This is a genomic window from Pediococcus inopinatus (assembly GCF_002982135.1).
GTDB lineage: Bacteria > Bacillota > Bacilli > Lactobacillales > Lactobacillaceae > Pediococcus > Pediococcus inopinatus.
The window spans coordinates 761,538-787,315 of record NZ_CP019981.1 but is presented as its reverse complement, the minus strand read 5'-3'; the positions used below and the strand labels follow the sequence as shown (position 1 = coordinate 787,315).

24 protein-coding genes are annotated in these 25,778 nt (G+C 38.6%); 10 read left to right on the top strand and 14 right to left on the bottom strand.

Annotated features, from left to right (window positions below; genetic code table 11):
• Positions 1 to 2: 2 nt before the first annotated feature.
• A complete protein-coding gene (gene recU / locus PI20285_RS04045) occupies positions 3 to 638 on the top strand; it encodes a Holliday junction resolvase RecU (protein WP_057772974.1) in 636 nt (211 codons plus the stop codon).
• Positions 628 to 2,904: a PBP1A family penicillin-binding protein gene (locus PI20285_RS04040; RefSeq protein ID WP_057772972.1), complete on the top strand. Its 2,277-nt coding sequence runs from the start codon at positions 628 to 630 to the stop codon at positions 2,902 to 2,904. The genes recU and PI20285_RS04040 overlap by 11 nt, the downstream gene beginning before the upstream one ends.
• Before the next feature lie 71 nt (positions 2,905 to 2,975).
• Here PI20285_RS04040 and PI20285_RS04035 read toward each other — a convergent pair whose 3' ends face one another.
• The 4 genes from PI20285_RS04035 to PI20285_RS04020 all read right to left on the bottom strand — a co-directional run bounded on the left by PI20285_RS04035 (position 2,976) and on the right by PI20285_RS04020 (position 8,485).
• Positions 2,976 to 3,701 (bottom strand): DnaD domain protein, encoded by a 726-nt coding sequence (locus PI20285_RS04035; RefSeq protein ID WP_057772970.1) that lies wholly within the window; start codon positions 3,699 to 3,701, stop codon positions 2,976 to 2,978.
• A gap of 21 nt (positions 3,702 to 3,722) precedes the next feature.
• The gene (gene asnS / locus PI20285_RS04030) at positions 3,723 to 5,024 is read right to left on the bottom strand and encodes an asparagine--tRNA ligase (RefSeq protein WP_057772968.1); all 1,302 of its coding nucleotides are present in this window, start codon (positions 5,022 to 5,024) and stop codon (positions 3,723 to 3,725) included.
• 28 nt (positions 5,025 to 5,052) lie between these two features.
• Positions 5,053 to 5,547, bottom strand: coding sequence for a cell wall elongation regulator TseB-like domain-containing protein (locus PI20285_RS04025; RefSeq protein ID WP_057772966.1), 495 nt, complete (start codon positions 5,545 to 5,547; stop codon positions 5,053 to 5,055).
• A 64-nt stretch (positions 5,548 to 5,611) separates the two neighbouring features.
• Entirely contained in the window at positions 5,612 to 8,485 is a 2,874-nt protein-coding gene (locus PI20285_RS04020) for a helicase C-terminal domain-containing protein (protein ID WP_057772963.1), read from the bottom strand.
• 320 nt (positions 8,486 to 8,805) lie between these two features.
• On the opposite strand from PI20285_RS04020, the gene mvk reads away from it, so the two are divergent.
• Genes mvk through fni form a run of 4 tightly spaced genes read left to right on the top strand, consistent with a single transcriptional unit; the run spans position 8,806 to position 12,891 of the window.
• Entirely contained in the window at positions 8,806 to 9,756 is a 951-nt protein-coding gene (mvk, locus tag PI20285_RS04015) for a mevalonate kinase (protein ID WP_057772961.1), read from the top strand.
• A complete protein-coding gene (mvaD, locus tag PI20285_RS04010; protein ID WP_057772960.1) occupies positions 9,756 to 10,721 on the top strand; it encodes a diphosphomevalonate decarboxylase in 966 nt (321 codons plus the stop codon). Before mvk ends, mvaD begins: the two co-directional genes overlap by 1 nt.
• Positions 10,722 to 10,761: 40 nt before the next feature.
• Positions 10,762 to 11,838, top strand: a complete 1,077-nt coding sequence (locus PI20285_RS04005) for a phosphomevalonate kinase (protein ID WP_057773009.1) — start codon at positions 10,762 to 10,764, stop codon at positions 11,836 to 11,838.
• A gap of 12 nt (positions 11,839 to 11,850) precedes the next feature.
• A complete protein-coding gene (gene fni, locus PI20285_RS04000; protein WP_057772958.1) occupies positions 11,851 to 12,891 on the top strand; it encodes a type 2 isopentenyl-diphosphate Delta-isomerase in 1,041 nt (346 codons plus the stop codon).
• 51 nt (positions 12,892 to 12,942) lie between these two features.
• Here the strand turns inward: fni and PI20285_RS03995 are convergent, their stop codons facing one another.
• Positions 12,943 to 14,298, bottom strand: coding sequence for an RsmF rRNA methyltransferase first C-terminal domain-containing protein (locus PI20285_RS03995; RefSeq protein ID WP_057773007.1), 1,356 nt, complete (start codon positions 14,296 to 14,298; stop codon positions 12,943 to 12,945).
• Positions 14,299 to 14,400: 102 nt separating this feature from the next.
• On the opposite strand from PI20285_RS03995, the gene PI20285_RS03990 reads away from it, so the two are divergent.
• A complete protein-coding gene (locus tag PI20285_RS03990; protein WP_057772957.1) occupies positions 14,401 to 15,213 on the top strand; it encodes a Cof-type HAD-IIB family hydrolase in 813 nt (270 codons plus the stop codon).
• 57 nt (positions 15,214 to 15,270) lie between these two features.
• Here PI20285_RS03990 and PI20285_RS03985 read toward each other — a convergent pair whose 3' ends face one another.
• Positions 15,271 to 15,477 (bottom strand): 2-hydroxymuconate tautomerase, encoded by a 207-nt coding sequence (locus PI20285_RS03985; protein ID WP_269084002.1) that lies wholly within the window; start codon positions 15,475 to 15,477, stop codon positions 15,271 to 15,273.
• A 99-nt stretch (positions 15,478 to 15,576) separates the two neighbouring features.
• Between PI20285_RS03985 and PI20285_RS03980 the strand changes: the two genes are divergently transcribed.
• Together PI20285_RS03980 and yjeM are read left to right on the top strand one after the other, a co-directional pair.
• Positions 15,577 to 17,007, top strand: a complete 1,431-nt coding sequence (locus PI20285_RS03980; protein ID WP_057772953.1) for a C69 family dipeptidase — start codon at positions 15,577 to 15,579, stop codon at positions 17,005 to 17,007.
• Positions 17,008 to 17,030: 23 nt separating this feature from the next.
• Positions 17,031 to 18,524 carry a glutamate/gamma-aminobutyrate family transporter YjeM gene (gene yjeM, locus PI20285_RS03975; RefSeq protein WP_057772951.1) on the top strand — a complete coding sequence of 498 codons (1,494 nt, stop codon included), beginning with the start codon at positions 17,031 to 17,033 and terminating at the stop codon, positions 18,522 to 18,524.
• A 117-nt stretch (positions 18,525 to 18,641) separates the two neighbouring features.
• Here yjeM and rplS read toward each other — a convergent pair whose 3' ends face one another.
• The 6 genes from rplS to PI20285_RS03945 form a co-directional block, all read right to left on the bottom strand.
• Positions 18,642 to 18,989, bottom strand: coding sequence for a 50S ribosomal protein L19 (gene rplS / locus PI20285_RS03970; protein ID WP_057772950.1), 348 nt, complete (start codon positions 18,987 to 18,989; stop codon positions 18,642 to 18,644).
• A gap of 125 nt (positions 18,990 to 19,114) precedes the next feature.
• Positions 19,115 to 19,870, bottom strand: a complete 756-nt coding sequence (gene trmD / locus PI20285_RS03965) for a tRNA (guanosine(37)-N1)-methyltransferase TrmD (RefSeq protein ID WP_057772948.1) — start codon at positions 19,868 to 19,870, stop codon at positions 19,115 to 19,117.
• Entirely contained in the window at positions 19,867 to 20,388 is a 522-nt protein-coding gene (rimM, locus tag PI20285_RS03960; protein WP_057772946.1) for a ribosome maturation factor RimM, read from the bottom strand. Before rimM ends, trmD begins: the two co-directional genes overlap by 4 nt.
• A 50-nt stretch (positions 20,389 to 20,438) precedes the next feature.
• Complete coding sequence (locus tag PI20285_RS03955; protein ID WP_057772944.1) at positions 20,439 to 20,696, bottom strand: KH domain-containing protein; 258 nt, start codon at positions 20,694 to 20,696, stop codon at positions 20,439 to 20,441.
• A gap of 15 nt (positions 20,697 to 20,711) precedes the next feature.
• Positions 20,712 to 20,984: a 30S ribosomal protein S16 gene (rpsP, locus tag PI20285_RS03950; RefSeq protein WP_057772943.1), complete on the bottom strand. Its 273-nt coding sequence runs from the start codon at positions 20,982 to 20,984 to the stop codon at positions 20,712 to 20,714.
• Positions 20,985 to 21,102: 118 nt separating this feature from the next.
• The gene (locus tag PI20285_RS03945; RefSeq protein ID WP_057772940.1) at positions 21,103 to 21,969 is read right to left on the bottom strand and encodes a zinc ribbon domain-containing protein; all 867 of its coding nucleotides are present in this window, start codon (positions 21,967 to 21,969) and stop codon (positions 21,103 to 21,105) included.
• Positions 21,970 to 22,236: 267 nt separating this feature from the next.
• Between PI20285_RS03945 and PI20285_RS03940 the strand changes: the two genes are divergently transcribed.
• Positions 22,237 to 22,917, top strand: coding sequence for an EAL domain-containing protein (locus PI20285_RS03940; protein WP_057772939.1), 681 nt, complete (start codon positions 22,237 to 22,239; stop codon positions 22,915 to 22,917).
• A gap of 62 nt (positions 22,918 to 22,979) precedes the next feature.
• Here the strand turns inward: PI20285_RS03940 and PI20285_RS03935 are convergent, their stop codons facing one another.
• Both PI20285_RS03935 and PI20285_RS03930 read right to left on the bottom strand, forming a co-directional pair.
• Positions 22,980 to 24,824 (bottom strand): GGDEF domain-containing protein, encoded by a 1,845-nt coding sequence (locus tag PI20285_RS03935; RefSeq protein WP_057772938.1) that lies wholly within the window; start codon positions 24,822 to 24,824, stop codon positions 22,980 to 22,982.
• 290 nt (positions 24,825 to 25,114) lie between these two features.
• Entirely contained in the window at positions 25,115 to 25,741 is a 627-nt protein-coding gene (locus tag PI20285_RS03930; RefSeq protein WP_057772936.1) for a hypothetical protein, read from the bottom strand.
• Positions 25,742 to 25,778: the final 37 nt, after the last annotated feature.

The following is a 25,778-nucleotide window of genomic DNA, read 5'->3' as shown; positions in this document are numbered from 1 at the left end:
AGTTGAACTTTCATTATCCATCTAGAAAAAATTATGTTTCTAGCGGTTCAAACCCACAACAACATATAAAAAAGATCCCCACTCAATTTGGAAAACGTGGTATGTCGCTAGAAGATGAACTCAACGAAAGTAATCAGTTCTATCTTTCACACGGAAAAGCAGTTATTCATAAAAAGCCAACCCCCATCCAAATTGTCAAAGTGGATTATCCGAAGCGAAGCGCTGCTGTTATTAAAGAGGCTTATTTCAGGCAAGCATCCACAACAGATTATAACGGTGTTTATAAAGGATATTATCTAGACTTCGATGCTAAAGAAACAAAAAATAAAACTGCATTTCCACTTGATAACTTTCATGAACATCAAATTAATCACATGAAAGCTTGTCTCAATGCTGGTGGCATTTGTTTCACAGTTATTAAGTTCGTGGAACTTGATCAAATTTTCCTACTTTCGGCCACAAATCTTTTTTTCTATTGGGATCAACAAAAAACGGGTGGTAGAAAGTCCATTCCACTCAATTATGTAAGAAAACATGGCTACTTAATCAATTACCATTTGAATCCACTTATTCCCTATTTGGATGCTGTGGATGCCCTGTTGATTAAGAAACACGAAGGAGAACACAATGCAAAGTAATAATCATAACTCTGATAATAATCAGGAACACCGCACACAACATTCGCAGCTAACCTCCCCACCTCATCGACGGAGATCCATTTTTATTCGGATCATACTGTGGCTTTTTAGTCTGTTTATTATAGCCTTAATCGCTGGAGCTGGTCTGTTTATGTATTACGCAAAAGATGCTCCCAGCATTTCCGAGAAACAACTATCTAGTGATGAGGCTACCGTTATTTACGATAAAAGTGGGAGGGTAATTAGTCGGCTTGGTGCTCAAGATCGAGATTATGTAAAAGCTGACGAAATTCCCAAAACACTAAAAAGTGCAGTTGTTTCTATAGAGGATAAACGTTTCTATAAGAATAATGGTGTTGACCCAGTGCGAATTTTAGGAGCTACTTTCGCTAACATCTCTGGATCATCATTAGGCTTACAAGGAGCCAGCACACTTACTCAGCAACTGGTCAAACTTTCAGTTTTCTCAACTTCTGCCAAAGACCGAACACTCCGGGTTAAGGCACAAGAAGCGTGGTTAGCAATTCAAGTTGACAAAAAATATTCAAAAGATAAAATTCTAGAGTTTTACATTAACAAAGTTTATATGGGTAATGGTATCTATGGAATGGGAACTGCAGCCAAGTATTATTATGGAAAATCTCTTTCTAAATTGACACTTGCTCAGATGGCATTACTTGCAGGTATGCCACAAGCCCCAACTTCTTATGACCCAATCAAATATCCAAAATATGCCCTTTCGAGAAGAAATACTGTATTGCAAGCCATGGTTAACAACAATGTCATTACAAAATCACAAGCTACCACAGCTAGCAATACGAATATTAAAACTGGTTTGGCAAAGAACCCAAGCGTTTCTGGTTCCTCAACAGTCAACAGTAAAGTGGTTGACGCTTATCTAAAACAAGTTATTAGTTCTGTTGAAGCTAAGGGATTTAACCCATATACTGATGGCATGAAAATCTATACTAATTTAGACCTTGCGGCACAAAAACATCTTTACGAAATCGGTAATACCAGTAATTATGTTCAGTATCCGGATTCTAAATTCCAGCTTGGCGTATCCGTTACCAATCCTAATAATGGTAAAGTAGTTGCTATGCTCGGTGGACGTCAAACTGGCAATGTAACCTACGGATTAAACCGGGCAGTTCAAACAGATCGAAGTAGTGGTTCAACCTCTAAACCGCTGATGGATTACGGTCCGGCTATTCAATACTTGAATTGGCCAACAAGCCGAAAAGTAAAAGATGAATCTTTCACCTATCCAGGCACAAACATTAAATTATATGATTTTGATAAACAATATCAAGGTAAGATAACGATGCGTTCAGCTCTTGTCCAATCACGAAACATTCCTGCAATTCGTACTTTACAAGATGTTGGAATTAGTAAGGCTACTACCTTCCTGAGTAGATTGGGAATTTCTCAGAAATCAACTTATTCATTACAAAACGGAATTGGCCTATATATATCTCCTCTTCAAGAATCTGCGGCTTATGCAGCATTTGCTAACGGTGGAACTTATTATAAGCCATACTACGTAAACAAAATTGTCACTCAAAGTGGTAAAACTTATCATTACTCTAGCAAGGGTAAGCGGGCCATGAGTAAGGCCACTGCTTACATGATTACTGACATGTTAAAAGGTGTCATATCAAGTTCAACAGGAACTGGGACTACCGCTAATATTTCCGGACTGTATCAAGCAGGAAAATCAGGAACCACTGCCTATCCATCTGATATTGCGGATAATTACCCTAGTTCAGCTTCAATGGATGCTTGGTTTACTGGTTATACGCGTCATTACAGTATGGCTGTATGGACTGGATATGATCATCAAAATACAGCTTCAGGATTCTTAAGTGAACAAGAAACGGTCCTCTCTCAACAAATTTACAGAAGTATGATGAGCTACTTATCAACATATGTCACAAACGAAGACTGGGTAAAACCTTCAAGCGTTACGGAGAAAACAGTCAATGGGGTTAAAGAACTTTTCAAGACCAATTCCAGTTATAGTTCATCAGGAACTAGCGATGATTACTCACAAAATAATTCATCCAGCAGTTCAAGTACGCCTTTTACGACTAGCAGAGATACTTCAGCAAGTAGTAGTAGCAACAGTAACAGTAGCAATAGTAGTTCTAATAGCAGTTCTATTACTAGTTCAAGTTCATCTGGCTCAAGTAGTTCAAGTTCATCTAGTGTAAGTTCTAGCTCAAGTACGGAATCTACTTCTTCTAGTAGCAGTAGTAAAGAATAACTAGTACAAAAAAATTCACCTCTTCGCCTATCTAATCAGAAATGATTGGATAAAACGAAGAGGTGAATTTTTTATTTGTTTTGATCTGAAATTTTATAAATTGGAATCTTAGGACCCGTTAAATCTGCTTTTCCTGCGGTGTTATTCGAAGCATCATGATTATCACGAGGTGTTGTTCCTCTTTGACGTTCAGATTCTTTTTGCACCTGTGCAACTGTCGTTAAATGTTTCTTTTCCCAATTTAATAAGATTCGATCCATATACCTCAAACTGTAAGCCTGACTCAAGACTGCTTCTTTTAAGGCCAGTGAAATCAGGTCAGGAGCATAATGGTCGTCTTCTAACCATTGGTTAATGGTTTCAAATTCGATTGGTGAGAGCGGTCGCCCAAATTCTGATTCAATTTTGGCAAAAACATTCTCTCGATCGACTTTATTGGTTTGTTCATTCTTCTCAGTGACGTCATTATCGGCAGACTGCAATAATTTTTCAAAAAGCAGATCAAAATTATATTGATCATAGTTCTGACCATCTGCATGTTTGATAGTTTGAATCTCCATGAGCTTATTTTGAATCAATTCATGAAGCAATTCATAAACCTTAGCTTCGCTCAAACCGGATTCTTGAGCAATCAGCCTGGAACTTGGAAACAAATCACCTTTTGAGCTTTGTTTTTCAATAATTAAGTAAATAACCAGTTCATCGTTAGTCAGCCCAATTTGATGAAAATTGCTCAATAAATAATTAGAGATAACTGTATTGCCAGCTTTGAGAAATTTTCGTGTTAAATCATTCAAAATTGACCCTCCCCATCCTTTTTAAGGATAAAGCCGATGTAACATTCTTGGAAATGGAATGGTCTCTCGCACATGATCTTCCCCTGTAATCCAGGTCAAAGTACGTTCTAAACCTAACCCAAAACCTGAATGAGGAACGGAACCATATTTACGTAGATCTAAATACCACTCGTAATTTTTAGGATCCTGTCCAGACTTTTTAATTTGTTCAACTAAATAATCGTAATCAACTGCTCGTTCGGAACCACCAATAATTTCTCCATAACCTTCAGGAGCAAGTAAATCAGCACAAATAACTAAATCATCCCGAGTTGGATGAGGCTTCATGTAAAAGGCCTTGATAGCTTTTGGATAGTTCAAAACAAAAACAGGTTGCTCGAATTGATCAGCCAAAAATGTCTCTTCAGGTGATCCAAAGTCAACGCCCCATTGTAAGTCTGGAAATTTACCAGATTCTTGGAGCATTTCGATGGCTTTATCATACGTAATTCGTGCATAAGGCAATTTTGTGTACTTCTTCAGAACTTCGATGTCACGCCCTAATGTATTTAGCTCGTATTCACAATGGTCAATAACATTTTGAATTAAAAAGGCCACATAACGCTCTTGAACTTCCAAACTTTGCTCTTGATGCATGAATGCCATTTCGGGTTCAATCATCCAAAACTCAATCAGATGACGTCGTGTTTTGGATTTTTCTGCACGGAAGGTAGGGCCAAATGAAAAGACTTTTCCAAAAGCCATTGCCCCTGCTTCTTCATAGAGTTGTCCACTCTGTGAGAGATATGCTTCCCGATCAAAGTATTTTGTTTTGAATAATTCTGTTGTTCCTTCAGGCGCACTCCCTGTTAAAATTGGAGCATCCATCTTAATGAAACCTTCGTTGTTAAAGAATTCATATGTTGCTCGGATCACTTCATTACGAATCTTCATAATGGCATGTGGCCGTGATGAACGCAGCCAAAGATGTCGATGATCCAATAGAAAATCAATCCCATGTTCCTTGGGTGTAATCGGATAATCTTCACTTTCACCAATGACTTCAATTCCATCAACTTGAATTTCGTATCCAAAATGAGATCGATCGTCTTGATGAATCGTCCCCGTAATCCACATGCTTGTTTCTTGGCGCAGCTTTTTGGCTAATTCAAAAGTTTCTTCACCAACCGCATTTTTTATCACAACCCCTTGAAAAAAGGCCGTTCCATCTCTTAATTGTAAAAAGCTGATTTTTCCACTAGACCGTTTATCTGTCAACCAAACGCCAATTTTAACACGTTCGTCTACATGATCTTTGGAATCAACAATACTAATCTGTTCCAAATCAATATCCTCCTCAAGTTTATTTTCTTTAGATGTTATTCACGTGTCGAACAACTTCACCATTTTTAAAGTTTAAAGTTTTCAAGCATAATTGTCCAGAGGCATTCATGTATCCAACCTCCCAAACTGGTTTTTTCTTATACATCCCCATCGAAATGGTTGTCACTTTTTTGGGATTATAATTATTCCAAACTTTTTTTAAAACATCATTACGATTGATACCTGCCGACTGTTTGAAGATCCTCACTTTTTTCCCGTTATTGGAAATAATGACATATATCGGTGTGTTCTGCTTGCTAGTTCCTGTAACAGTGTAATAAGTGTCATCGTAACTAGCCCAAGAGAAATCTGTTTCCGTTTTTAAATGGGCGTATTTTTTTGCAATGGCCACCGACTGACTTTTCGCAGAATCAACTGGCTTACGGATTTCATGATAAATAATCGACGTACCACCGACCAAAATAATTACAGCCGCAATAAATATTAAAAACCAATGGCTAGTATGCTTTCTTGAACGTTTCACATTTACAGCTCACTTTCTATTGAATTCAGAACTACAGTAATTATAGCAAATAAATCACCCTATATTAGCGATGTTTTCTAAAGAATTCACTAAGCGACCCGTTTATTTGATTTAAAGGCTGCTTTTCAATCGGCATCCCCTTCGGCAAACTGTGTAACATCGTTTTCCCATAACTCTTGTCGATAATCCTTCGATCTAAAATCACGGCGGCACCGTAATCTTTTTCTGATCGAATTAATCGCCCAATGCCTTGCTTAAGCCGGAGAATACTCCTGGGAAGCAATGTTGATATAAATGGATTTCGATGAGCTTGCTGGTGAATTTTTGTTTCGGCTTTTGTAAAGATGTCATCAGGCGAATCAAATGGTAATCTCGTTATGATCAAGAGATCCAGTTGGCCGTTGGATAAATCCATCCCTTCCCAAAAGCTTGCCGCACCAAACAAGATACCGGTAGAACTTGACATAAACTCTCTTGTTAGTTTCGATTTGGTGCCATTGACACCTTGCGCAAGTATCTGCCGACGACGACCCAAATCCGTTTTTTGAATGCGATTAAACACATCTTTAATTGTAGCTAGCGAATTAAATAAAACTAATATTTTGCCAGGGGTTGATTTTGCCAATTGATAGATGGCATCAGTCAGATATAGAGCGTATTCGTCTGAACTTATTTCATTAATGAATGGACCATCATTAACAATTTCTAGCAACGCGTTATCCGTAAAATTATAAGGACTACTGTATTTTTTCACAGTTGTCGAATCGCTGGCTAACCCCACTTGATTAAGAAAATACTTCGAGCGACTGTTTGAAAACAGAGTTGCACCAATCAAAGTCGGTTTTTGAAACCATGGATAAACATTTTGATTAATAAAATCGGCACTTTCGATAATGCCTTGTGACAAACTAACACTACCGGCATCATGTTGTGGTCCAACTTGCACCCAATAAAATTTAGTTTCATTATTCAAGTGCTTGGCACCGCTCAGTAACGAATCGAAAATTTGTCTAAAGATTTGCGATTGAATTTCAATTTCTAATTGTTGTGTATTCAATTTAACCCAAGTACGAACCTCTGTTTCCACTAAATTTTGTTGCTGTTTTTCAAGAATCTTATTCAGTGCTTCAAAAGCTAATATTTCTGAAACAAAACTTTCCTGTAAACGTTGAATCATTTCTTGATTAGTCTCAAAAAATTTAGTCAATTCTGAGTAGTTAATCAACCGTTGATAAGGTAAACTGTTGGACTCCATCGGAATTTGATGGGCTAAAAAACGCTTATAGAGCTGTGACTGAATCTCACTAATCTCCTGATTAATCGCTTCAAGTTCATCTGCCATTTGAAAAACATGGAAACTCCCCATTGGATTAGCCTTCACAACCGGCGACCGGTCTATTCCCCTGCTCATTTTTAAATGGCTAACTGCACTATGCGCCATACTCATTAAGTGATTAAAGTCGAGGGTCACCCGATTCTCTTGTAAAATTGTATTCACAAATCGTTGTGCTTCATCAATAACCAGATAAGGCGGCCGGTTCTTGCTTCCTAACAAATCTGCATGCCGCGTGAGAAAAGCATGGTTAGTCACCACAATTTGAGAAAGATGCGCTTTACGAATAACTCTTTGATAGAAATCAATTTCATAAAACGGATTGGTTGCATCCAAACTGGCAATTCCTTGATGACGTACCTCGTTTAGGAGCGGGATCTTGTGGTTGTTAATATGTAGTTCGTCAAGATCCCCAGTTTTTGTATACGTTAGCCAAACCAACAATTTCATCTTAATCAAGCGACTCTGGTTAGCCGGATCACTTTCATTCAATTGTTGAGAAAATTTGGCTAAATCAATATAATGATTACTCCCTTTTACCAAAGTAGCGTCAAGTTGTACAGATAAAATTTTACTTAAAACTGGAATTGTTTTTTCCATTAGCTGCGATTGCAATAGCGTCGTCGTTGAACTAACCACAACTGGTAAATGGTTTTGAAAGGCCAAAAAGACAAACGGCAACAAGTACCCTAGCGTTTTCCCAATCCCAGTTGGCGCTTCAATCACCAACGCTTTGGGAGCATCATTTTGATAATTTGCGTAAATAGCGTTCATAATTCTCGACTGGGCGCTACGCCATCCTAAGTCATTTTTAAAAAGGTCTAATTTGGATTTTTTTGAATGCGGGTAATGCATTAGTTGTTCACTGGTGTCATCAATAATTCTAGTCCGCTGCACCCGCAACACTAAATTTTCTTTGATCATTAAAAAGGCGGGGAGTTTCCCCGGTGATTTTTGCTTTTGCGCGTAAGCCCCTTCAATCAGCGTTGCAGTTTGTCTGGGCAGACTGCCAGACAATTTGTTTAATTGTGCCAACGTTATAAGTGGTAAACCAGATAAACGTTTTTGTAACATAATAAATAACTTCGCAGTTGCTAAAGCATCGCTGTCTGCAGAATGCGGATGCTCATGTTTAATGCCAAAATATCTAGATAAATCACGCAGCCGGTATCCATTTACACTAGGTAACAAGATTTGACTTAGTGTCACAGTATCCACTGCTTCAATAGTCAAGGCTGGATAGCCCACTCTTTCGAATTCATAATTTAAAAAAGGAAAATCAAAGTTCACGTTGTGCGCCACAAAAACAGTATCTGAAAGGAGCCCAAATAAAGTTGGCGCAATATCATCAAACAAAGGTGCTTTTCGCACTCGCCGATTGGTGATCCCCGTCAACTGTTGAATGGCATTTGGAATTGCCATTTCAGGATTAATATCAGTTGCAAAAGTATTTATAATTTTATGATGCTTAATAAATACGCAGCCAATCTGAATGACCCGCTCATTTGCGTTCAAATTGGTGCCTGTAGTCTCAATATCTACGACTGCATATGTTGTATTTGAATCCATATCCTCACCAGTTAACTCATAAGATGTTTGTTCCATATCTTTTATAATACTACATTAACGTCTTGTCATAAATGCCTGTAAATTTCAGTTAACAAAATTTAAAGTAGTCGACCACTATTTTTATTTAGATTTTGTGTAGTCACACCGCCACATCCTCTGCTTTCTTCAAGTTATGCTGGTATTACTAAAAATATGTTAAGATATAAACTTGTTTATAGCGTAAAAAAGTCTAAAAGTTTAATATTAAGCTGAAAAACATTTCTGATCCCAACCGATCCAAAACAATTTAGTTAAGAGTTGTTAGTTTAACGGCGTTTCTGATAATAACTTTACAAATTTGAAAGTGAGCGATCGTGTTGTTAAAAACTGCAATTGGAAAAAGTCATGCCAAAATAATTTTTTTTGGTGAACATAGTGTGGTCTATGGCCAGCCTGCCATCTGCTTACCCATCTCCAAAATACAAACGAAAGTAACCATCACCAAAACCAATGCCCCTCAAACGATTCAAAGCCGCTATTTTGATGGGAAGTTGATTGATATGCCTAACAATGAAACTGGCATTCAACTTCTCATTAAAACCATTTTAACTGAGCTACACCAAGAAAACGTTTCCTTTAATATTAAAATTCAAAGTGAAATCCCGTCAGAACGGGGGATGGGATCTTCTGCGGCTACGGCTGTTGCCCTTATTCGCGCCCTATTTCATTTTTTTGAACAGCCCCTTTCTCATTCGGAATTACTCCGTTTAGCAGATGTTTCTGAACAATATATTCACGGAAACCCCAGTGGCTTGGATGCTGCAACTGTTAGCGCTAAGGCCCCCATTTGGTTTATTCGTGGTCGTCGGCTCCAGACGGTGCCAATTACTAAAAATGCGTTCCTTGTGATTGCCGACACGGGCATCTTAGGTCAGACTGGTTTAGCCGTCCAACACGTCAAATCTCAGCTTGCTTCTTCAACTAGTGCCGAAACCGCCATTGAAAGATTGGGAGAAAATGCCAAATCAGCCCGTGAGTGCTTAACCACCGGTAATTTCAAAAAACTGGGCACCTTAATGAATAATTCGCAAAATCTGTTGGCTAAACTAGGTGTTAGTCATCCGACTTTAGATCTTTTTGCCCAGTTAGCCATCACCAATGGGGCCTTAGGAGCCAAGCTAACTGGTGGTGGCATGGGTGGCTGTTTAATTGCTTTAACCCAGGACAAAAAGACCGCTCAGCAAGTCGCTGACATTTTAATTAAGAATGGTGCAGTAAATACTTGGATTGAACCACTCAAAAGCCCAGATCATAAAGGAGCTCAATAATGATAACCGCTCGTGCACATACTAATATTGCTTTTCTAAAATACTGGGGGAAAAAAAACGTTAAGCTTATTCTTCCGTACAATGACAGTATCTCGCTTACCCTAGACCGTTTTTATACAGATACTTCTGTCGATTTTGATCAATCCTTAGATCACGATGAAATCTTCGTTGATGAGAAGCCTTTGACTGGTTCAGGTGTTAAGCGCGTCAAAAATGTTTTAGATTTAGTTCGTCATCTAAGTGGGATTTCAAATTTTGCAAAAGTACAGTCTACCAATCACGTACCTTCCACTGCCGGTTTAGCTTCTTCTGCTTCTGCATTTGCAGCCTTAGCAGCTGCGTCCACAAAAGCGGCTGGGCTAAACTTATCTAATCGTCAATTATCGATCATAGCTCGCCATGGTTCTGGATCCGCATCACGCTCCATTTTTGGTGGTTTTGTCCAGTGGCATGCTGGCCATGATGACCAAAGTTCTTATGCAGAACCCATTCAAGAAAATGTCGATTGGGATATTAATCTCATCACGGTGCTTATAAACACTGCTCAAAAGAAAGTTAGCAGCACCAATGGCATGCAGTCTGTTGTGGAAACCTCCCCTTTCTATCCAGCTTGGGTAAAAAATGCCCAGGCTGACGTAAAACCGATGAAAACGGCCATTCTTAATCAAAATTTAGCAACTTTGGGTGAGCTTGCCGAGCAGAGTGCAATGCGGATGCACGCGACAACGTTTGGTGCCGTTCCCAGTTTCACTTATTTCCAACCGCAAACGCTCGCAATTCTTAGTGCTGTTCGCAACATGCGAAAACAAGGTGTAGAATGTTATAGTACTGTGGACGCGGGGCCAAACGTTAAGATTATCTGTGCTTCTTCTGATAACGAATTTATCATGCACGAGCTTAACCAAATTGTGAGTGCAAAACAACTAGTCGTTTGCAAACCGGGCCCAGGCATCACATACCTATAAAAAATAAAAAACAATTTAAATGTTGAAGGGACTTGATTCATTGATTACGGTGAAAGCACCTGGAAAACTTTACATCGCAGGAGAGTACGCAGTTGTTGAATCAGGATATCCAGCGATTATTGTGGCGCTAAATCAGTTTGTAACAGCGTCAATTGAAAAAACTGAAAATATTGGCCGAATCGTTTCTGAACAATACCATGAAAATTCTATTCTTTGGCGACGTGAAGGTTCCAAAATGATTTTTGATAATCGTGATAATCCATTCCACTACATTCTTTCTGCAATCACCATTACGGAAGAATATGCAAGCAATCTCCACAAAGATCTCGGTCTATACAATCTTTATATTAATAGTGACCTTGATAGCTCAGATGGGAAAAAATACGGGTTAGGCAGTTCTGCTGCCGTTACCGTCGCCACGATTAAAGCTTTGGCAAAGTTCTACCACCTGCCATTAACTAAAGATATCCTCTTTAAGTTAGCTGCAATTGCCCATTTTGATGTGCAAGGCAATGGTTCATTAGGTGACATTGCTGCTAGTGTTTATGGTGGCTGGATTGCCTATCATTCTTTTAATCGTGATTGGCTCTCTGCACAACGTCGACAAACAACGTTAATGGACTTGCTAAACAAAACCTGGTCAGGACTCAATATTGAATTGTTGACACCCCCTGCTGATCTTAAGTTAATGATTGGCTGGACAGGCTCCCCGGCATCTACTTCCCACTTGGTGGATAAAGTAGCGATGGGTAAGGTCAAAGACCAACGCGAATATCAAGTTTTTCTAGAAGAAAGTAAAAATTGTCTTAAAGAAATGGTCAAAGGGTTTCATGATCAATCGATTGCGGTTATTCAAAACCAATTGCGCATTAATCGTAAAATCCTCAAAAAACTCAGTGATTTTAGTAAAGTTTTGATCGAAACCCCTACCCTAAAAGAAATGATAAATGACGCCGAAACAGCTGGTGGGGCTGCCAAAAGTTCAGGAGCTGGTGGTGGTGATTGTGGGATTGTCTTAATTGATCGTAATCGTCCCACTGATTCCCTCTTAGCCACATGGCATGATAAAGGTATCGAGCAATTGAAATTTAATGTCCATAATGTAACCGAGCTTTAAGGAGAATTAACTATGAAAGACATTCAGTCTCACCGAAAAGATGAACACGTTTCTTTAGCGGAACATTTTTATCAACCACAGTCTGAAGCCGGGTTTCAGCACATTCGGTTACTGCCGAATGCCCTTCCGGAAATCAATCAAAAACAAGTTAGTCTAAATAGTCAAATGGGGGGGATCTTTACAGATTTCCCTTTTTACATTGAAGCCATGACCGGTGGTAGTGCATATACAGGTAAACTCAATGCTAGCTTAGCCCGGATTGCAAAAGCAACCCACTTACCCATGGCTGTGGGCTCACAAAGTATTGCCCTTCGAGAACCCTCATTACGAGAAACTTTTCAAATTGTTCGTGAAATCAATTCGGATGGGCTGATTATTGCTAACATTGGAGCTAATCATTCCCCAGTTGCGGCTCAAGAAGCAGTTGATATGATTCAGGCTAATTTACTTGAGGTCCATGTGAACGCTATTCAAGAAATGATTATGCCCGAGGGTGATCGTGAATTTAATTGGCTTCAAAATATTGGTGAAATTGTTCAACATGTTTCCGTTCCAGTGATTGTTAAAGAAGTTGGCTTTGGAATGACGAAAGATGCCATGCAAAGCCTACAGGCTGTGGGGGTTCAATTTATCAATGTTGCTGGTCACGGGGGCACTAATTTTGCTAAAATTGAAAATGCTCGCCGCCATGACAAAGCCTATGATTATTTACAAGATCTGGGATTAACCACCGTGGAATCCTTGCTAGAATCACAGGCCTTACAGGACAGCTTAACTATCTATGCTTGTGGCGGCATTCGAACGCCTTTAGACATGGTAAAAGGTTTTGCACTAGGTACTAACATGATTGGAATTGCTGGTACGGTTCTCCATTCGCTTTTGAGAAATGGTGAAAATGACACAATTACACTCATTACTAATTGGCAAACTCAGCTCAAGGATCTTTTAACTATCCAAGGTGCCCAAACCATTCAGCAATTAAACGCAAAGAATCTTATTTTTGATGAATCATTAAGTCATTATTGCAGACAGCGTCAAATCAAACTCTTATAAAACAAAGGGCGTCAGACATTTTTTGTCTGACGCTTTTTGTTACATTTCTATTTATTTGTTAATGCTAAAGCGAAGTTTTTTAGGATAAAAATTTTTGACTACCCCGTTAACTACCTTCCCAAATCCAACGGTTAGTTCATGGCATGTTAACGCGTGCCAGCCATTAGTTACGTCTGAAATACTAAATGTATCACCATGAACATAATCTACCCATTGTTCCTCAGTAATTGGAACTGGCTCTTGAAAATCTTTTGCTTGAAATGCCAATGCTAATGGCAAAGCAGGCTCAAATCGATTTTTCTTAAACACGCCTAGATTAACTCCGGGACGAATCACTTGTAGTTTGCTGAGCTCTGGTAAATCTGTTGGCATTGCATACAAATGCTCTCCAAACGCTAGGAGACGAGAATCCTCAATCGTGATTGATAGCAATTGATCAGCAACTTTGTGCCAATCTTGTCGCTGCAATTTGTTTACATTACTCTTTTGTGGCTTAAGTTCCTTAGTCTTTACATCAGTAATCTGTTTTTGCAGCTGGGCAATAAAATGGCCTTCACCACGCATTTGATGTGGAAAAATTCTGAGGGCCTTAGTTAGTTCTGAATTGCCATCTGCCCACTCCGGACGACCGTCAGCCATCCCTGGATATTTTTTTATCGGCAGCAATTGTAAGTCAGCATATTCCTGTAATAACCAGGCCATATTCTGTTCGTCTTCTTCAGGGGCAAACGTACACGTTGAATAAATTAGTCGGCCGCCTGGCTTCAACATTGCTAAAGCACTTTTTAGAATCTTTTTTTGTCGGTTGGCACAAGATAATGGATATTCAGGCGTCCAATACTGCACAGCCTCATGATCCTTACGAAACATCCCTTCACCAGAACACGGTGCATCAACGACCACAACATCGAAAAATGCAGGAAAATGCTTTTCTAAACTATCAGGAGATTCGTTGGTCACAATCGTATTCTGCAGCCCAAATCGTTCCACATTTTCAGCTAAAATTCCGGCGCGTTTCCGATTAATTTCATTGGAAACTAAAAGTCCTTCTTGATTCATATAGCTTGCCAAATGGGTTGTTTTCCCACCAGGAGCTGCACAAAGATCCAACACACGATCTCCAGGTTTAGGATGTGCAACTTCACCCACGTACATTGCACTAGGCTCTTGGCTATAAATTAGCCCACTTTGGTGATCAATTGTTTTCCCACTTACAGTTCCATAGTAGCCAAACTGACAGTATGAAACTGGATCATTGGTAGCGTGCTCCGTTGGTTGACTCGAACTTTTTAAAGGATTCACCCGAAAGCCCCGCGTTGGTTCTTCATTTAAAGCTTGAAAAAAAGCTGGCGCCACATCTTTTAAAAGCTGTGTATACTTTTCAATAAAGCCTTTTGGTAATTGCATAATTCCACTCATTTCTAAATTTGATAGCATCCATCCTTAATCTATGTTAATTTAAATTAGGATACATTACTTTTATTATAAAGCTTATTGGAGTTGAATAACATGCCACAAAAATTAATCACCATTGATCTCGACGGAACGACGCTCAATAGTCAAAATCAAGTGTCACCCAAAACTGTTGAAGTAATTCAAAAAGCCACTGCTGCCGGCCATCTTGTTAGTATTGTTACCGGGCGGCCTTACCGAATTTCTGAAGCCATTTACGATCAATTACAGCTGAAAACACCCATGACTAACTTTAATGGGGCTCTTACCCATATTCCCCATCAACACTGGTCCGGTGAGTACAAACGCACCATCAGTAAGGCAATTGTTTTGGATATGATGGCTAATCGTAAAAAACTACAATTAGAAATGATTGCAGCTGAAGGTAAACATACGTACTTAGCGGATCATTTGCCTCCGTCCTCTCTAGGCTTTTTCCCCACCACCTTAAATCAGGACCAATTGCTCTCTAGGAATTCACTTAAACGAAATCCAACTTCCATGGTCCTTTTGGTGGCTCCTAATCAAGAACAAACTGTGCGTAATATTGTCATGCATAACTATGGTCAACAGGTGGATATCGGTGTTTGGGGCGGCCCTAACAGCGTCTTGGAAGTCGTTTCAAAAGGCATTCAGAAAGCCAAGGCCGTTGCCTACATTGCTCGACAATACAATATTGATCGCCAAAACATCATCGCATTTGGGGATGAACATAACGATGCTGAAATGTTGGATTACGTTGGCCGCGGGGTCGCCATGAAAAACGCAACTCCGGTCATCAAAAGTATCGCCAATGACGTAACTGAATTTGATAACGATCATGACGGTCTTGCAAGATATCTCGAAAATTATTTAAATTTAGCCAATTAAATTAGAATTCGAAAAGGAGTAACCCATAAAGGTTGCTCCTTTTCTTGTGACCACTTGTTATTTTTCGTCACTACGCAATACGCCGCCATCACTATAACGATCAGGACGCATCTCGTTTAACACAATGTGAATATGTTCAGCCGGAGCCCCTGTATTCTTAGAAACAGCTGCGGTAACCTCTTTTACTAAGTTTCGTAGCTGATCGGTAGACCGACCTTCAATCAAATCAATATGAACCAATGGCATGTTTATTTTCCTCCTCATTCATTTGATCTATTGTCGCAATATTTTCCATAAATTTCAATCAAAGATTTATGATAAAATAAAAACTGTATATATATTCATTTTCAAGGAGGAAATTTAATGGTAAATCAATCTAATTCGTATTCAGCCTGTACCAGTTTTTTGGCCGGTCGTCTGGCAACTACTGACGGCTCAACTTTAATTGGCCGTAATGAAGACTCACGGGCCGCATGGCCTAAACATTTTGTGGTTCATCCCCATCATGAATACTCTGAAACTCAAATTTTTAAATCAATGGATAATGGTTTCACCCTCAATCTTCCTAAGGTTGCTGGAAAATACACGGCAACTCCCGAGTGGACTGATAAATTTGGATTGTTTGAAGAAGATGGAATCAACGAATTCGGGGTCGCTATGAGTGCCACTGAAAGTGCCTATACGAACAACCAGGCTCTCGGTGCCGATCCACTTGTTGAAAATGGAATTGGCGAAGAAGCGATGGTCACTGTTACTCTCCCCTACATCAAAACTGCTCGTGAAGGCGTAAATTATTTAGGCAACATTATTGAAAAGTATGGAACCTCTGAAACAAACGGAATTCTATTTTCCGATCAGAAAGAGGTTTGGTATATGGAAACGGCAGCCGGTCATCAATGGGTCGCCCAACGGATTCCTGATGATGCCTATGCCGTTGTTGCCAATCAACTTTCAATTCAAGAAATTGATTTCGATGATAATGAGAACTTTATGACCGTTGCCGGCTTAGCTGATTTTGTGACCCAAAATCATTTAAATCCTCAGACCACTGGATTTAATTTCCGCAATATTTTTGGGACCAATGATCTATCCGATGAATTTTACAATAATCCCCGGGTTTGGTACGGACAAAAACTATTGAACCCCCATACTGAACAACAGCCACAAAGTCATGACTTACCTTTTATTCGACGTGCAGAAAAACTGATTCAAGTAGATGACGTCAAACAAGTCTTAAGTTCTCATTTTCAAGGAACGGCTTTTGATCCAATCGGAGTTGGTGATGCTCGGGAACGAACCCAGTATCGGCCAATCAGTTTGGCAAAAACACAAGAATCGCACGTTTTACAAATTCGACCAAATTTGCCCACTGAAATTGCGGGTATTCACTGGTTAGCGATGGGGGTTGCTGCTCAAAGTATTTATATTCCATTTTATGCAGGAATAAAGGATACACCAGCTAATTACAAACGCGGCAGTGAGACCTTCCAACCTGATTCCGCTTATTGGATTTACAAACAAGCTGGTGTTTTGGTGGATACTAACTACTTAGAGTTCGGCTCATTACTTGAAGATGTGCAGGCAAAAGTTAATCAGCAACTCATTTTAAACCTGCATATCAGTGATAAAATGGCTCGCACCCTTGAAGGAAAACAACTAGAGAATCATTTAACCAGTCAGAGCAAACAGAATGCAGATTTGGGACTGCAATCAATGCAAAAGCTTACTGCTCAATTAATCACCAAAATGACTGATTTATCACCACTAAACTTTAAGCAGGATATGAACCTATAATTAAATAAGAGGAAGTAAATATAATGGAAAACACAAAAAAGATCTCAGTTACGGGGTTAATACTGATGATCTTCACATCGATTTTTGGGTTTGCAAACACCACAGTGGCTTTTGACCAAATGGGATATGCAAGCATTATTTGGTACGTCTTGGCAGCATTTCTTTTCTTCTTACCCAGTGGTTTAATGTTCGCGGAGTATGGATCCACCTTTAAAGATGCCAAAGGCGGTATTTATTCCTGGTTGGAACAATCGATTGGCGAAAAACTGGCTTTTATTGGGACTTTTATCTGGCTATCATCTTGGATTATTTGGATGGTTTCCACAGCTTCTAAAGTTTGGATTCCCTTCTCAACCATTTTTGCCGGTCATGATGCCACCCAAAGTTGGCATTTGTTTGGGCTAAGTTCAACCCAAACAATTGGTTTGATGGGAATCTTTTGGATTGTCTTTGTAACTTTCTGTACGACCCGCGGGATGACCTCGATTGCCAAGGTTTCTTCAGTGGGTGGTATTTTTGTGGCTTTACTCAATGTGGTTTTATTTATCGTGAGTTTAAGTATTCTCTTTTTAAATCATGGACAACTAGCCGAACCCTTCAATGGTTTAAGCAGCGTTGTTCATTCTCCTAATCCGTCCTTTACATCACCCATTGCTATGCTCTCATTTATCGTATATGCCGTTTTTGCCTATGGCGGAATGGAATCCATGGGTGGGGTGACAGACAGTCTTAAAAAGCCTGAGAAGACTTTTCCTCGAGGAATCATCATTTCAACTGTTTTTATCGGCATTATGTATGCTTTATCTATTTTCTTATGGGGAATTTCAACTAATTGGCACCAAACGCTCTCAGGACATAACGTCGATTTAGGCAATATTACCTATGTCATGATGAACAATCTTGGTTTTGTATTCGGAAAGGCCTTAGGATTACAACAAGCAACGGCTATTACGTTGGGACAATGGTTCGCCAGATTTGCTGGTTTAGGCATGTTTATGGCCTATCTAGGATCATTTTTTGTCTTAATCTATTCCCCTTTGAAATCTTTTATTCTGGGATCACCAAAGAAATTTTGGCCTGCAAAAGTAACCACATTAAATAAAGCTGGTGTGCCTGCCTTTGCAATGTGGTGTCAAGCTGCTGTGGTTGCTGTTTTTGTTCTTTTTATTTCATTTGGTGGTTCAGACGCTCAGGGATTCTACACGATTCTGACCGATATGGCTAACATTTCAACAACTTTCCCATACCTTTTCTTAATCGGCGCTTTCCCATTTTTCAAACGTCGTCAAGATTTAAATCGTCCGTTTGTCATCTATAAAACAAAATTCAGCGTTTATGCCACAACGATTATTGTCTTGATTGTCCTCATGTTCGGAATTGTGTTTACAGTTGTGGAACCACTGCTACAACACGATTTAAATACTGCCTTTTGGACAGTCATCGGTCCAATCTTATTCGGTGCCATTGCTTGGGGATTTTATGTCGCAAGTGAACATAAAACAAATAAAAAAATTTAAGTACTAAAAAACTATCAAGTCATGATTTAATTGACTTGATAGTTTTTTTCTCGATAATTCAATCCATAAATTTCTATAAAAAAATACAAGCCATAATTGACTTGTACTTTAATCATCTTAACGACGGTCTTCTTTAATACGAGCAGCTTTACCGTTCAAAGCACGTAAGTAATAAAGTTTAGAACGACGAACACGTCCATGACGAGTAACTTCTAGCTTAGCAACACGTGGTGAATGTAATGGGAATGTACGTTCAACCCCAACACCATTGCTGACTTTACGAACCGTATATGTTGCACTGATTCCAACACCATGACGTTTGATAACAACGCCTTCAAAAAGCTGAATACGTTCACGTGTTCCTTCAACGATTCGTGCATGCACACGAACACTGTCTCCAGCACGGAAATCAGGGATGTCATCACGCAATTGTGACTCGGTAATTTTATTAATTAATAGATTCATTGAGAACCTTCCTTTCATCAACATTCTTATCCTTTTTGAACAGCGGAATATTGTGTGTTTGTCTTAACAGACTATTTAATATGTTAGCATAAAATCAAAACACTGTAAAGCTGTTTTAAACCCAACTAATCATCAGTGTCGTCACTAAATTCAAGCTTAATCTCTTCTAATAATTCAAAATCTTTACGATCAAGCTTAATTTTATCTAATAAGTCTGGACGCTTTTGCAGGGTTCGCTTTAAAGCTTGTTTACGACGCCATTGAGCGATCAATTGATGATTTCCGTTCAGTAACACCTCTGGAACTTGCATCCCCCTAAAATCGGCCGGACGCGAATATTGTGGATATTCCAATAATCCGGTAGAAAAAGAATCCCCCGGAGCAGATTCTTCATTTCCTAGCACTCCTGGTAAGAGGCGAACAGTTGCGTCAATCATAACCATTGCCGCAAGTTCACCACCAGTCAGGACATAATCTCCTAGAGAAACTTCATCAGTGGCGAGCGTTTTAATACGTTCATCGTATCCCTCGTAATGCCCACAAATGAATGTTAAGTGTGACTCACTAGCAAAATTTTCAGCCATCTTTTGGTTAAACGGTTTACCGCCTGGATCTAGGATAATCACGCGTCCTTTTGGCAACTGTTGATTTTTTTCATCAATGGCGGCCATTGCATCAAAAATCGGCTGTGGTTGAAGAAGCATCCCAGCCCCACCGCCATACGGATAGTCATCGACATTATTGTGTTTATTGCTAGAATAATCACGAAAATTAGTCACATCAATATCAAGCAGATGATCTTCGATAGCTTTACCCACAATTGATTCGTGCATCGGGCCACTAAACATATCTGGAAAAAGGCTTAAGATGTCAATTTTCATTCATCAAGCCCCTCTAATAATTCCACTATTACGCGATGGGTCTTTAAATCCACCTGTTTAATAACCTGATGAATATATGGTAATAGTAAATCTTTTTGGCCTGGCCGTTTAACTACCCAAACATCATTGGCACCAAGTGACATGATTTCAGATATCTGACCCAATAGTTGATTATCTAAATCATAAACGTCTAAGCCAATAATATCGTTATAATAAAATTCGTTAGAAGCAAGTTGTCCTCGATCCTCTTCCGGAATTTTTAAATCAAACTCTTTATATTTCTCAACATCATTGATGGAATCTAAACCCACAAAGCGTAAAAAATAGAGGCCTTTTTGTTGTCGAACTTTGGAAACTTCTAACGTTTTTACTGGTTTATCTTCACTTTTAGGTGAGAACAAGTACAATTGCTTACCCACCTGAAACCTATCTTTTGGGAAATCTGTGATGGGCATGATTTTTACTTCACCTTGAATGCCATGTGTATTAACAATTCTACCCACATTAAAATATTGCATTAATCTACCTCATAATATAATAAAAACTCTTAAACAAAACCAGGTTTCGTTTAAGAGTTTTTCGATTTGCCGTCTTCAATCACCAACCGAACCCGCTTATTACCTTGAAGGCGAAAGCTATAAACAACGTTTCGAATCGCCTGAGCAACTCGCCCACGTCGTCCAATAACTCGGCCAACATCAGCTGGATCCATACTTAAATGAAATTCATAAAAACGTTCTGATTCTGATTGTTCAATTGAGATTCGCTCTGGATGAGAAACGAGCGGTTTAACAATTGCTAAGATTAAAGCTTCTATATCTTTCATAATCAGTTATCCCGATTACTTAGCAAGCTTTGATTCGTGATACTTCTTCATAATTCCAGCTTTTGAAAGAATATTCTTAACGGTATCTGATGGTTGAGCACCATTGCTTAACCAACCTAAGATGTCTTCCTCATTTAATTTTACTTCAGCTGGATTAACTAATGGATTGTAAGTACCAACTTGGGCGATAAAACGACCATCACGTGGTGAGCGAGAATCAGCAACAACAACACGATAGAAAGGACGCTTTTTTGAACCCATTCGTTTCAAACGAATTTTTACAGACATGTCAACACCTCCTGTTTTATTTCACGTTAAATAATATACCAGTTATTCATTTAGATGTAAAGTGTTTTTTCTTTACAGGTTACATAAAGACCGACAAATCAGCCTTGAATTTAATTATTTACCGGTCATCATCAACTGTAACCGCCGCATTTCTAATCGATTCTACTGTATCTGAATCCTGATTAGCCTGCGAAACAATATGTTTTAAGCTAACTGTTGCAACTGCTTCACCAAAATTATCAAATGTATATTTGTGGTCTTCATAACTTCCAGTATAGTAATTCACATAACCATCCCTCAGCGTATAAAACAAACGAGTTGAAGAACTATCGGTAGATGCTATTTTGACCGTATACAAAACATTGTCCTCACCAGGATTACTAAGGGTATCATCACTAACTTCATCAAAATTATTCACATAAATAGTCATTCCGGTAGCGTCCGCCTCTGACCAAATGTCAGCCCAAACTGCCGAATCAGTAATTTCATCGCTACCGTAGTGAATGATCGCGGCCCCGGATTCCTCTGGATCTAACTGATTGATATCCAATTTATCCGTGACTTCTTCAGAACTGGAACTAGAACTACTTGATTCCACACTTGAGGTAACCTCTTTAGCAGAGCTGGCTTTCTTAGAACTAGTTTTTGTTTGTACACGACTATAGTTATCAGCATCCCCACCACTGACCTTATTGCCAGCAGACATAATAAACCATGTTCCAATCCCGAGGGCAATTAGCATCCCAATCAAAACAGCTCCAATAATTTTCCAAGTTCCGTTTGATTTATTTTTAGGATTTCTCGGTCCTTGCTCATTTGTTTCCGCGTATCCTGAACGTTGTGCATGTTGTTGACTTCTTGTTATTGGTTCAGAAGGCGTTTCTTTCATGGGCTGTAGCGCATATCCACAATTGGGACAAAATTTAGCACCAGCTGCTAATTCGAAACCACAGTTTGGACAAAAATTCACTTTTTTATTTTCCATTGTTTTCACCTAAACTTCATCATTATTTTTTATAGAATATCATGTTTTGCGTAATGGATAAAGTTCAGCCGTTAGACCAATCATAATAAAAATCAGATAACTATTGTAAATTCACCCCATAAATGGTATTTTAAATTTAAGAAATTTATTCTGCTCAACTTCGTGATGGCTTTTTATTGCACGCCAGCGAGGATACGACCCGTACTTGAGAAAGCCAAGCTACGGGTCTTTTTAATTAAAATAACTGTTTTTAAAGAGGGATTTACTTTGTATCAATATTTTATTCAACCAATCATAAATAAATATAATCAGTCCGTTATTAGCTACGAACTATTACTTCGCCAACAAGCCAAAACATTCTGGGGTCCTGTAGACAACTTCTCTACCGTCCCAGCCCATGTCATTGTTGATGAACTAATTGAGGTCGCTAAGCAGTTAGCTCAAAAGGTCCCCTTTATCTCAGTTAACCTAAACCGAGCCCAACTTTTAAATCCGGATATTATTGAGTCCCTTATTCAAGCTCAAAAACGGCTTCGTCCTGTTCAAATCCAGATCGAACTAACTGAAGACGTCGTAGACATTGATTTTTCAGATAATGACATCATCGCAGTCCTTCAGCAATTTATCAATGAAGAGATGAGCATTTCCATTGATGATGTTGATTGCGGTTGTAACACGGAAGCATTCGTAAAAAAACTTATTCCGTTTACACACGAAATTAAATTTGCTTTACAGAACTTTGGACAATCGGTCTTTTTACCTGAAATTCAGCAAAGAATGCTTTACTGGCGTAATTTCGCCAAACTTCATAAAGTACGGTTCATCTTAGAAGGGATTGAAAACGAAAAAATCGATGAGTTTATTGATCGATTTAACATTGATATTCGCCAGGGCTACTTCTATGAAAAGCCCCATCCGCTCCATTTAAATAAGGCAATTAGCATTTAAATTTTTCCATCCTAAAAGGTAAGCTTATTTTAACCACAATAAGCTTACCCCTTTTAATTTATTTATTTTTTTAGTAACGGTAGCTTTGCGTCACCAAAGTAATCCCCCTCTAAATAATCAAGCCCCTCTTGTTCCATTAGCCAACTTTCCATCGATTGGTTGGCCACGCCATCAATTACAAGCATAACGTGCCATTTCTTGGCAATATCTCGCCAAAATTGGATATCTTTCCGTAAATAAATTGGAAACTTTGTTTTATCTTTAACATGAATATCCAACTTAATCCCATCAACATACTTCAGACTTGCAACAATCTTTTCAAAGTGTCGATTATCATTAATCTTACTAATCAGAACAATAATTCCATTTTGGTGAAGTTGTTCCATCATCGACTTTAATAAATTAGTCGTTGGAATATCTTTAAGTTCAATAAACATGTTTTCTGGACCATCAGGACTATTGAAAAAAGCAATTATTTTATTAGCCGTCATTGGATCCAGAAAATCCGCAATTGACAAAGAAATAATAATTGAGCGACATCGGCTATTGACTAACGCATCTTGCATCAACGTAAGACGAGTATCAATGTCTAAATAATCCTCAGTCGGAACTGTCCATTTTTGCTTGTCATAATCGTAACTGCGTAAGAGCAACTCATTGGCAACCCGTCGCCGTTCTTGATTTGAACTTCTGTCATAAACGCCTTTCACAAAGAACGCATAAGTTTCCCGTTCTAAATTGTCATCCCCGTTTGAAGTCTTTCCGTTAACAGTAACTGCATCGCGACCATGCTTTTTACTCGTGTATAAAGAATTATCCGCCCGTTCATAAACGTTTACAGCCGATTTGTCGCTGTCAATTGCCTCGGTTGCTCCAATTGAAATTGTGACTTTAATCTGATGTTTTTCATAGTTAAGATTCATATTTCTAACTGCCGTCCAGCAATGATTAAGAACTGGCAAGGCCTCGTTTACCGAACAATCTGGAAATACCAGTACAAACTCCTCACCACCAGTTCGATATAATCTGTAAGCACTGCTGTATTGGGCAATTGTATCTTTTAATACGCTCGCAATTTCAGTAAGGACCTTATTACCTGCCAAATGACCGTACTTATCATTGATCAGCTTAAAATGATCGATATCAAGGACAGCCATCGACAATGGCTGATGCTTCGTATGTGCAATCCCAAAATCATTAAAAATATCTTTTCGATATGCGCCATAATTTTTTGTATTTGTCATCTTGTCATAATTAGCAGAGTATGCAAGTTGCGCGTTATGATTCCATAAAGTCTGTTGATTTCCCGTAGAAATTTTCATTAAGAAAAACATCAAAATTGCTTGGATAGCAATGGAGGGCGTCACAAGCATGCCAACAGAATGGAGTGGCAAAGTGACCCAAAAATCAATCGCCACCAGCATACAAACTAGCAAGCGCAATGGAAAACTGGCCTCTATTTTTGCTCGATATTGCCAGATAATTACCAGTACAAACCACATTGCCAATAATGAAATTCCAAAACGGGGAGTTGTGTAGTCGCTGCTGTGATGGAGAAGCCATAATGTGGTCAGACTGGCACAGCGAATTAAAAATTCACCACCATTAATGCCTTCATCGAGAATGGCGAGAATTAAGATAAATAAAGCAATATTATGATACATCATCGTTGTAGTATTACTAGCGTTTACATACCCCGCCAAAAATAAAAGCATGCTCAAACCGGTGCTCACCACAATCAATAAACCACGATAAATAACTCGTTTTTTATGTGATTGATGGACATCCCCAAACCCCCGATTCCAAACTTGTGTATAAAAATTCACAAATCCCGAAATGATTAATTGGGCCACAAGTAACTGAGTTATCCAGTTTGCACTAAGCAGCAAAATATTTTGAATTTTCAAAGCCTTTGTCCTTCTTCCAAAACTCATTTCAAATAGTTAGATATTTTTTTTAAAATTTTTCGTGTTAAATGAAAAGCCGAACACAATTAGGCACCACGGCCATATGTTGGCTGTAGTTTATTAGTCATACCGGTCTAGTATATCAAACAAACTCATGTCTGGGTTCGCAAAACTTAAGGAATTTTGTTTTTTATTTAGAAAATTTTACATACCAATGCAAAAAGAGTCCTAGGAAAAAATAGCCTTTTCTTAGAACTAATCTAGATTTGTTTGTATTATCGTCAAATTGTTTATAACTTTACAATTGCTTCGTGCTCATTTTGAAATTTCTCCTTGGACTGGACCTTTGAAAAGTGATCAAATTCACTCACCTGCAAATTACTGATATCAATTAAATTTTGCTTATTTTGCATATATTTCAAAATATCCAATGTGTTCTTCCCTAAAACAATTAAACGTTGGGGCTGGATGATTGCTAATTCATCGTTAAACATTTCAGCACTTTCCTTTAGTTTTCCGATATTTTTTGGATTCTTCACATATTGCAAAACCTTGTTGCTATTGGTTTCTGGAAAACTTTTAATAATATCTGTGATGTAACAGCCTTCAAACGGTGTGTTTAAAAATAATTTAGCAAGTGTGTAGTCGTGACCATGGCTTAACTCGGTATTATGGAAATCCTGCCAATTCTTTTGATGTGTCTTGCCTCCGGATGACCAATTAGTATTTAAAATAATTGCTGACGTTTTTATATGCGTTTTACGAAAATTAGGATCATTTATTTTTGATTCAAATGTTTGAAATCCAACTTGTTTATAATGCTGTTTTCCCTCTGCTGGATCTAAATTCCAAAGCGCCCAACTACTATACTTGCCATACTTTTTTTCTAATTCTTCATAATTTTTATCAGTTAACATAATGAGTCTCTCCTTTAGATGTTATCGTTTTTACTTT

Bases quoted from the DNA above. Each gene is read 5' to 3' on its own strand.
- PI20285_RS03990 (WP_057772957.1), top strand. From the start codon at position 14,401: ATGCCACAAAAATTAATCACCATTGATCTCGACGGAACGACGCTCAAT.
- rpsP (WP_057772943.1), bottom strand. From the start codon at position 20,984: ATGTCTGTAAAAATTCGTTTGAAACGAATGGGTTCAAAAAAGCGTCCT.
- yjeM (WP_057772951.1), top strand. From the start codon at position 17,031: ATGGAAAACACAAAAAAGATCTCAGTTACGGGGTTAATACTGATGATC.
- PI20285_RS03955 (WP_057772944.1), bottom strand. From the start codon at position 20,696: ATGAAAGATATAGAAGCTTTAATCTTAGCAATTGTTAAACCGCTCGTT.
- PI20285_RS03995 (WP_057773007.1), bottom strand. From the start codon at position 14,298: ATGCAATTACCAAAAGGCTTTATTGAAAAGTATACACAGCTTTTAAAA.
- rplS (WP_057772950.1), bottom strand. From the start codon at position 18,989: ATGAATCTATTAATTAATAAAATTACCGAGTCACAATTGCGTGATGAC.
- PI20285_RS03985 (WP_269084002.1), bottom strand. From the start codon at position 15,477: ATGAGGAGGAAAATAAACATGCCATTGGTTCATATTGATTTGATTGAA.
- mvaD (WP_057772960.1), top strand. From the start codon at position 9,756: ATGATAACCGCTCGTGCACATACTAATATTGCTTTTCTAAAATACTGG.
- rimM (WP_057772946.1), bottom strand. From the start codon at position 20,388: ATGCAATATTTTAATGTGGGTAGAATTGTTAATACACATGGCATTCAA.
- PI20285_RS03980 (WP_057772953.1), top strand. From the start codon at position 15,577: ATGGTAAATCAATCTAATTCGTATTCAGCCTGTACCAGTTTTTTGGCC.
- fni (WP_057772958.1), top strand. From the start codon at position 11,851: ATGAAAGACATTCAGTCTCACCGAAAAGATGAACACGTTTCTTTAGCG.
- PI20285_RS04020 (WP_057772963.1), bottom strand. From the start codon at position 8,485: ATGGAACAAACATCTTATGAGTTAACTGGTGAGGATATGGATTCAAAT.
- PI20285_RS03930 (WP_057772936.1), bottom strand. From the start codon at position 25,741: ATGTTAACTGATAAAAATTATGAAGAATTAGAAAAAAAGTATGGCAAG.
- trmD (WP_057772948.1), bottom strand. From the start codon at position 19,870: ATGAAAATTGACATCTTAAGCCTTTTTCCAGATATGTTTAGTGGCCCG.
- PI20285_RS04040 (WP_057772972.1), top strand. From the start codon at position 628: ATGCAAAGTAATAATCATAACTCTGATAATAATCAGGAACACCGCACA.
- PI20285_RS03945 (WP_057772940.1), bottom strand. From the start codon at position 21,969: ATGGAAAATAAAAAAGTGAATTTTTGTCCAAACTGTGGTTTCGAATTA.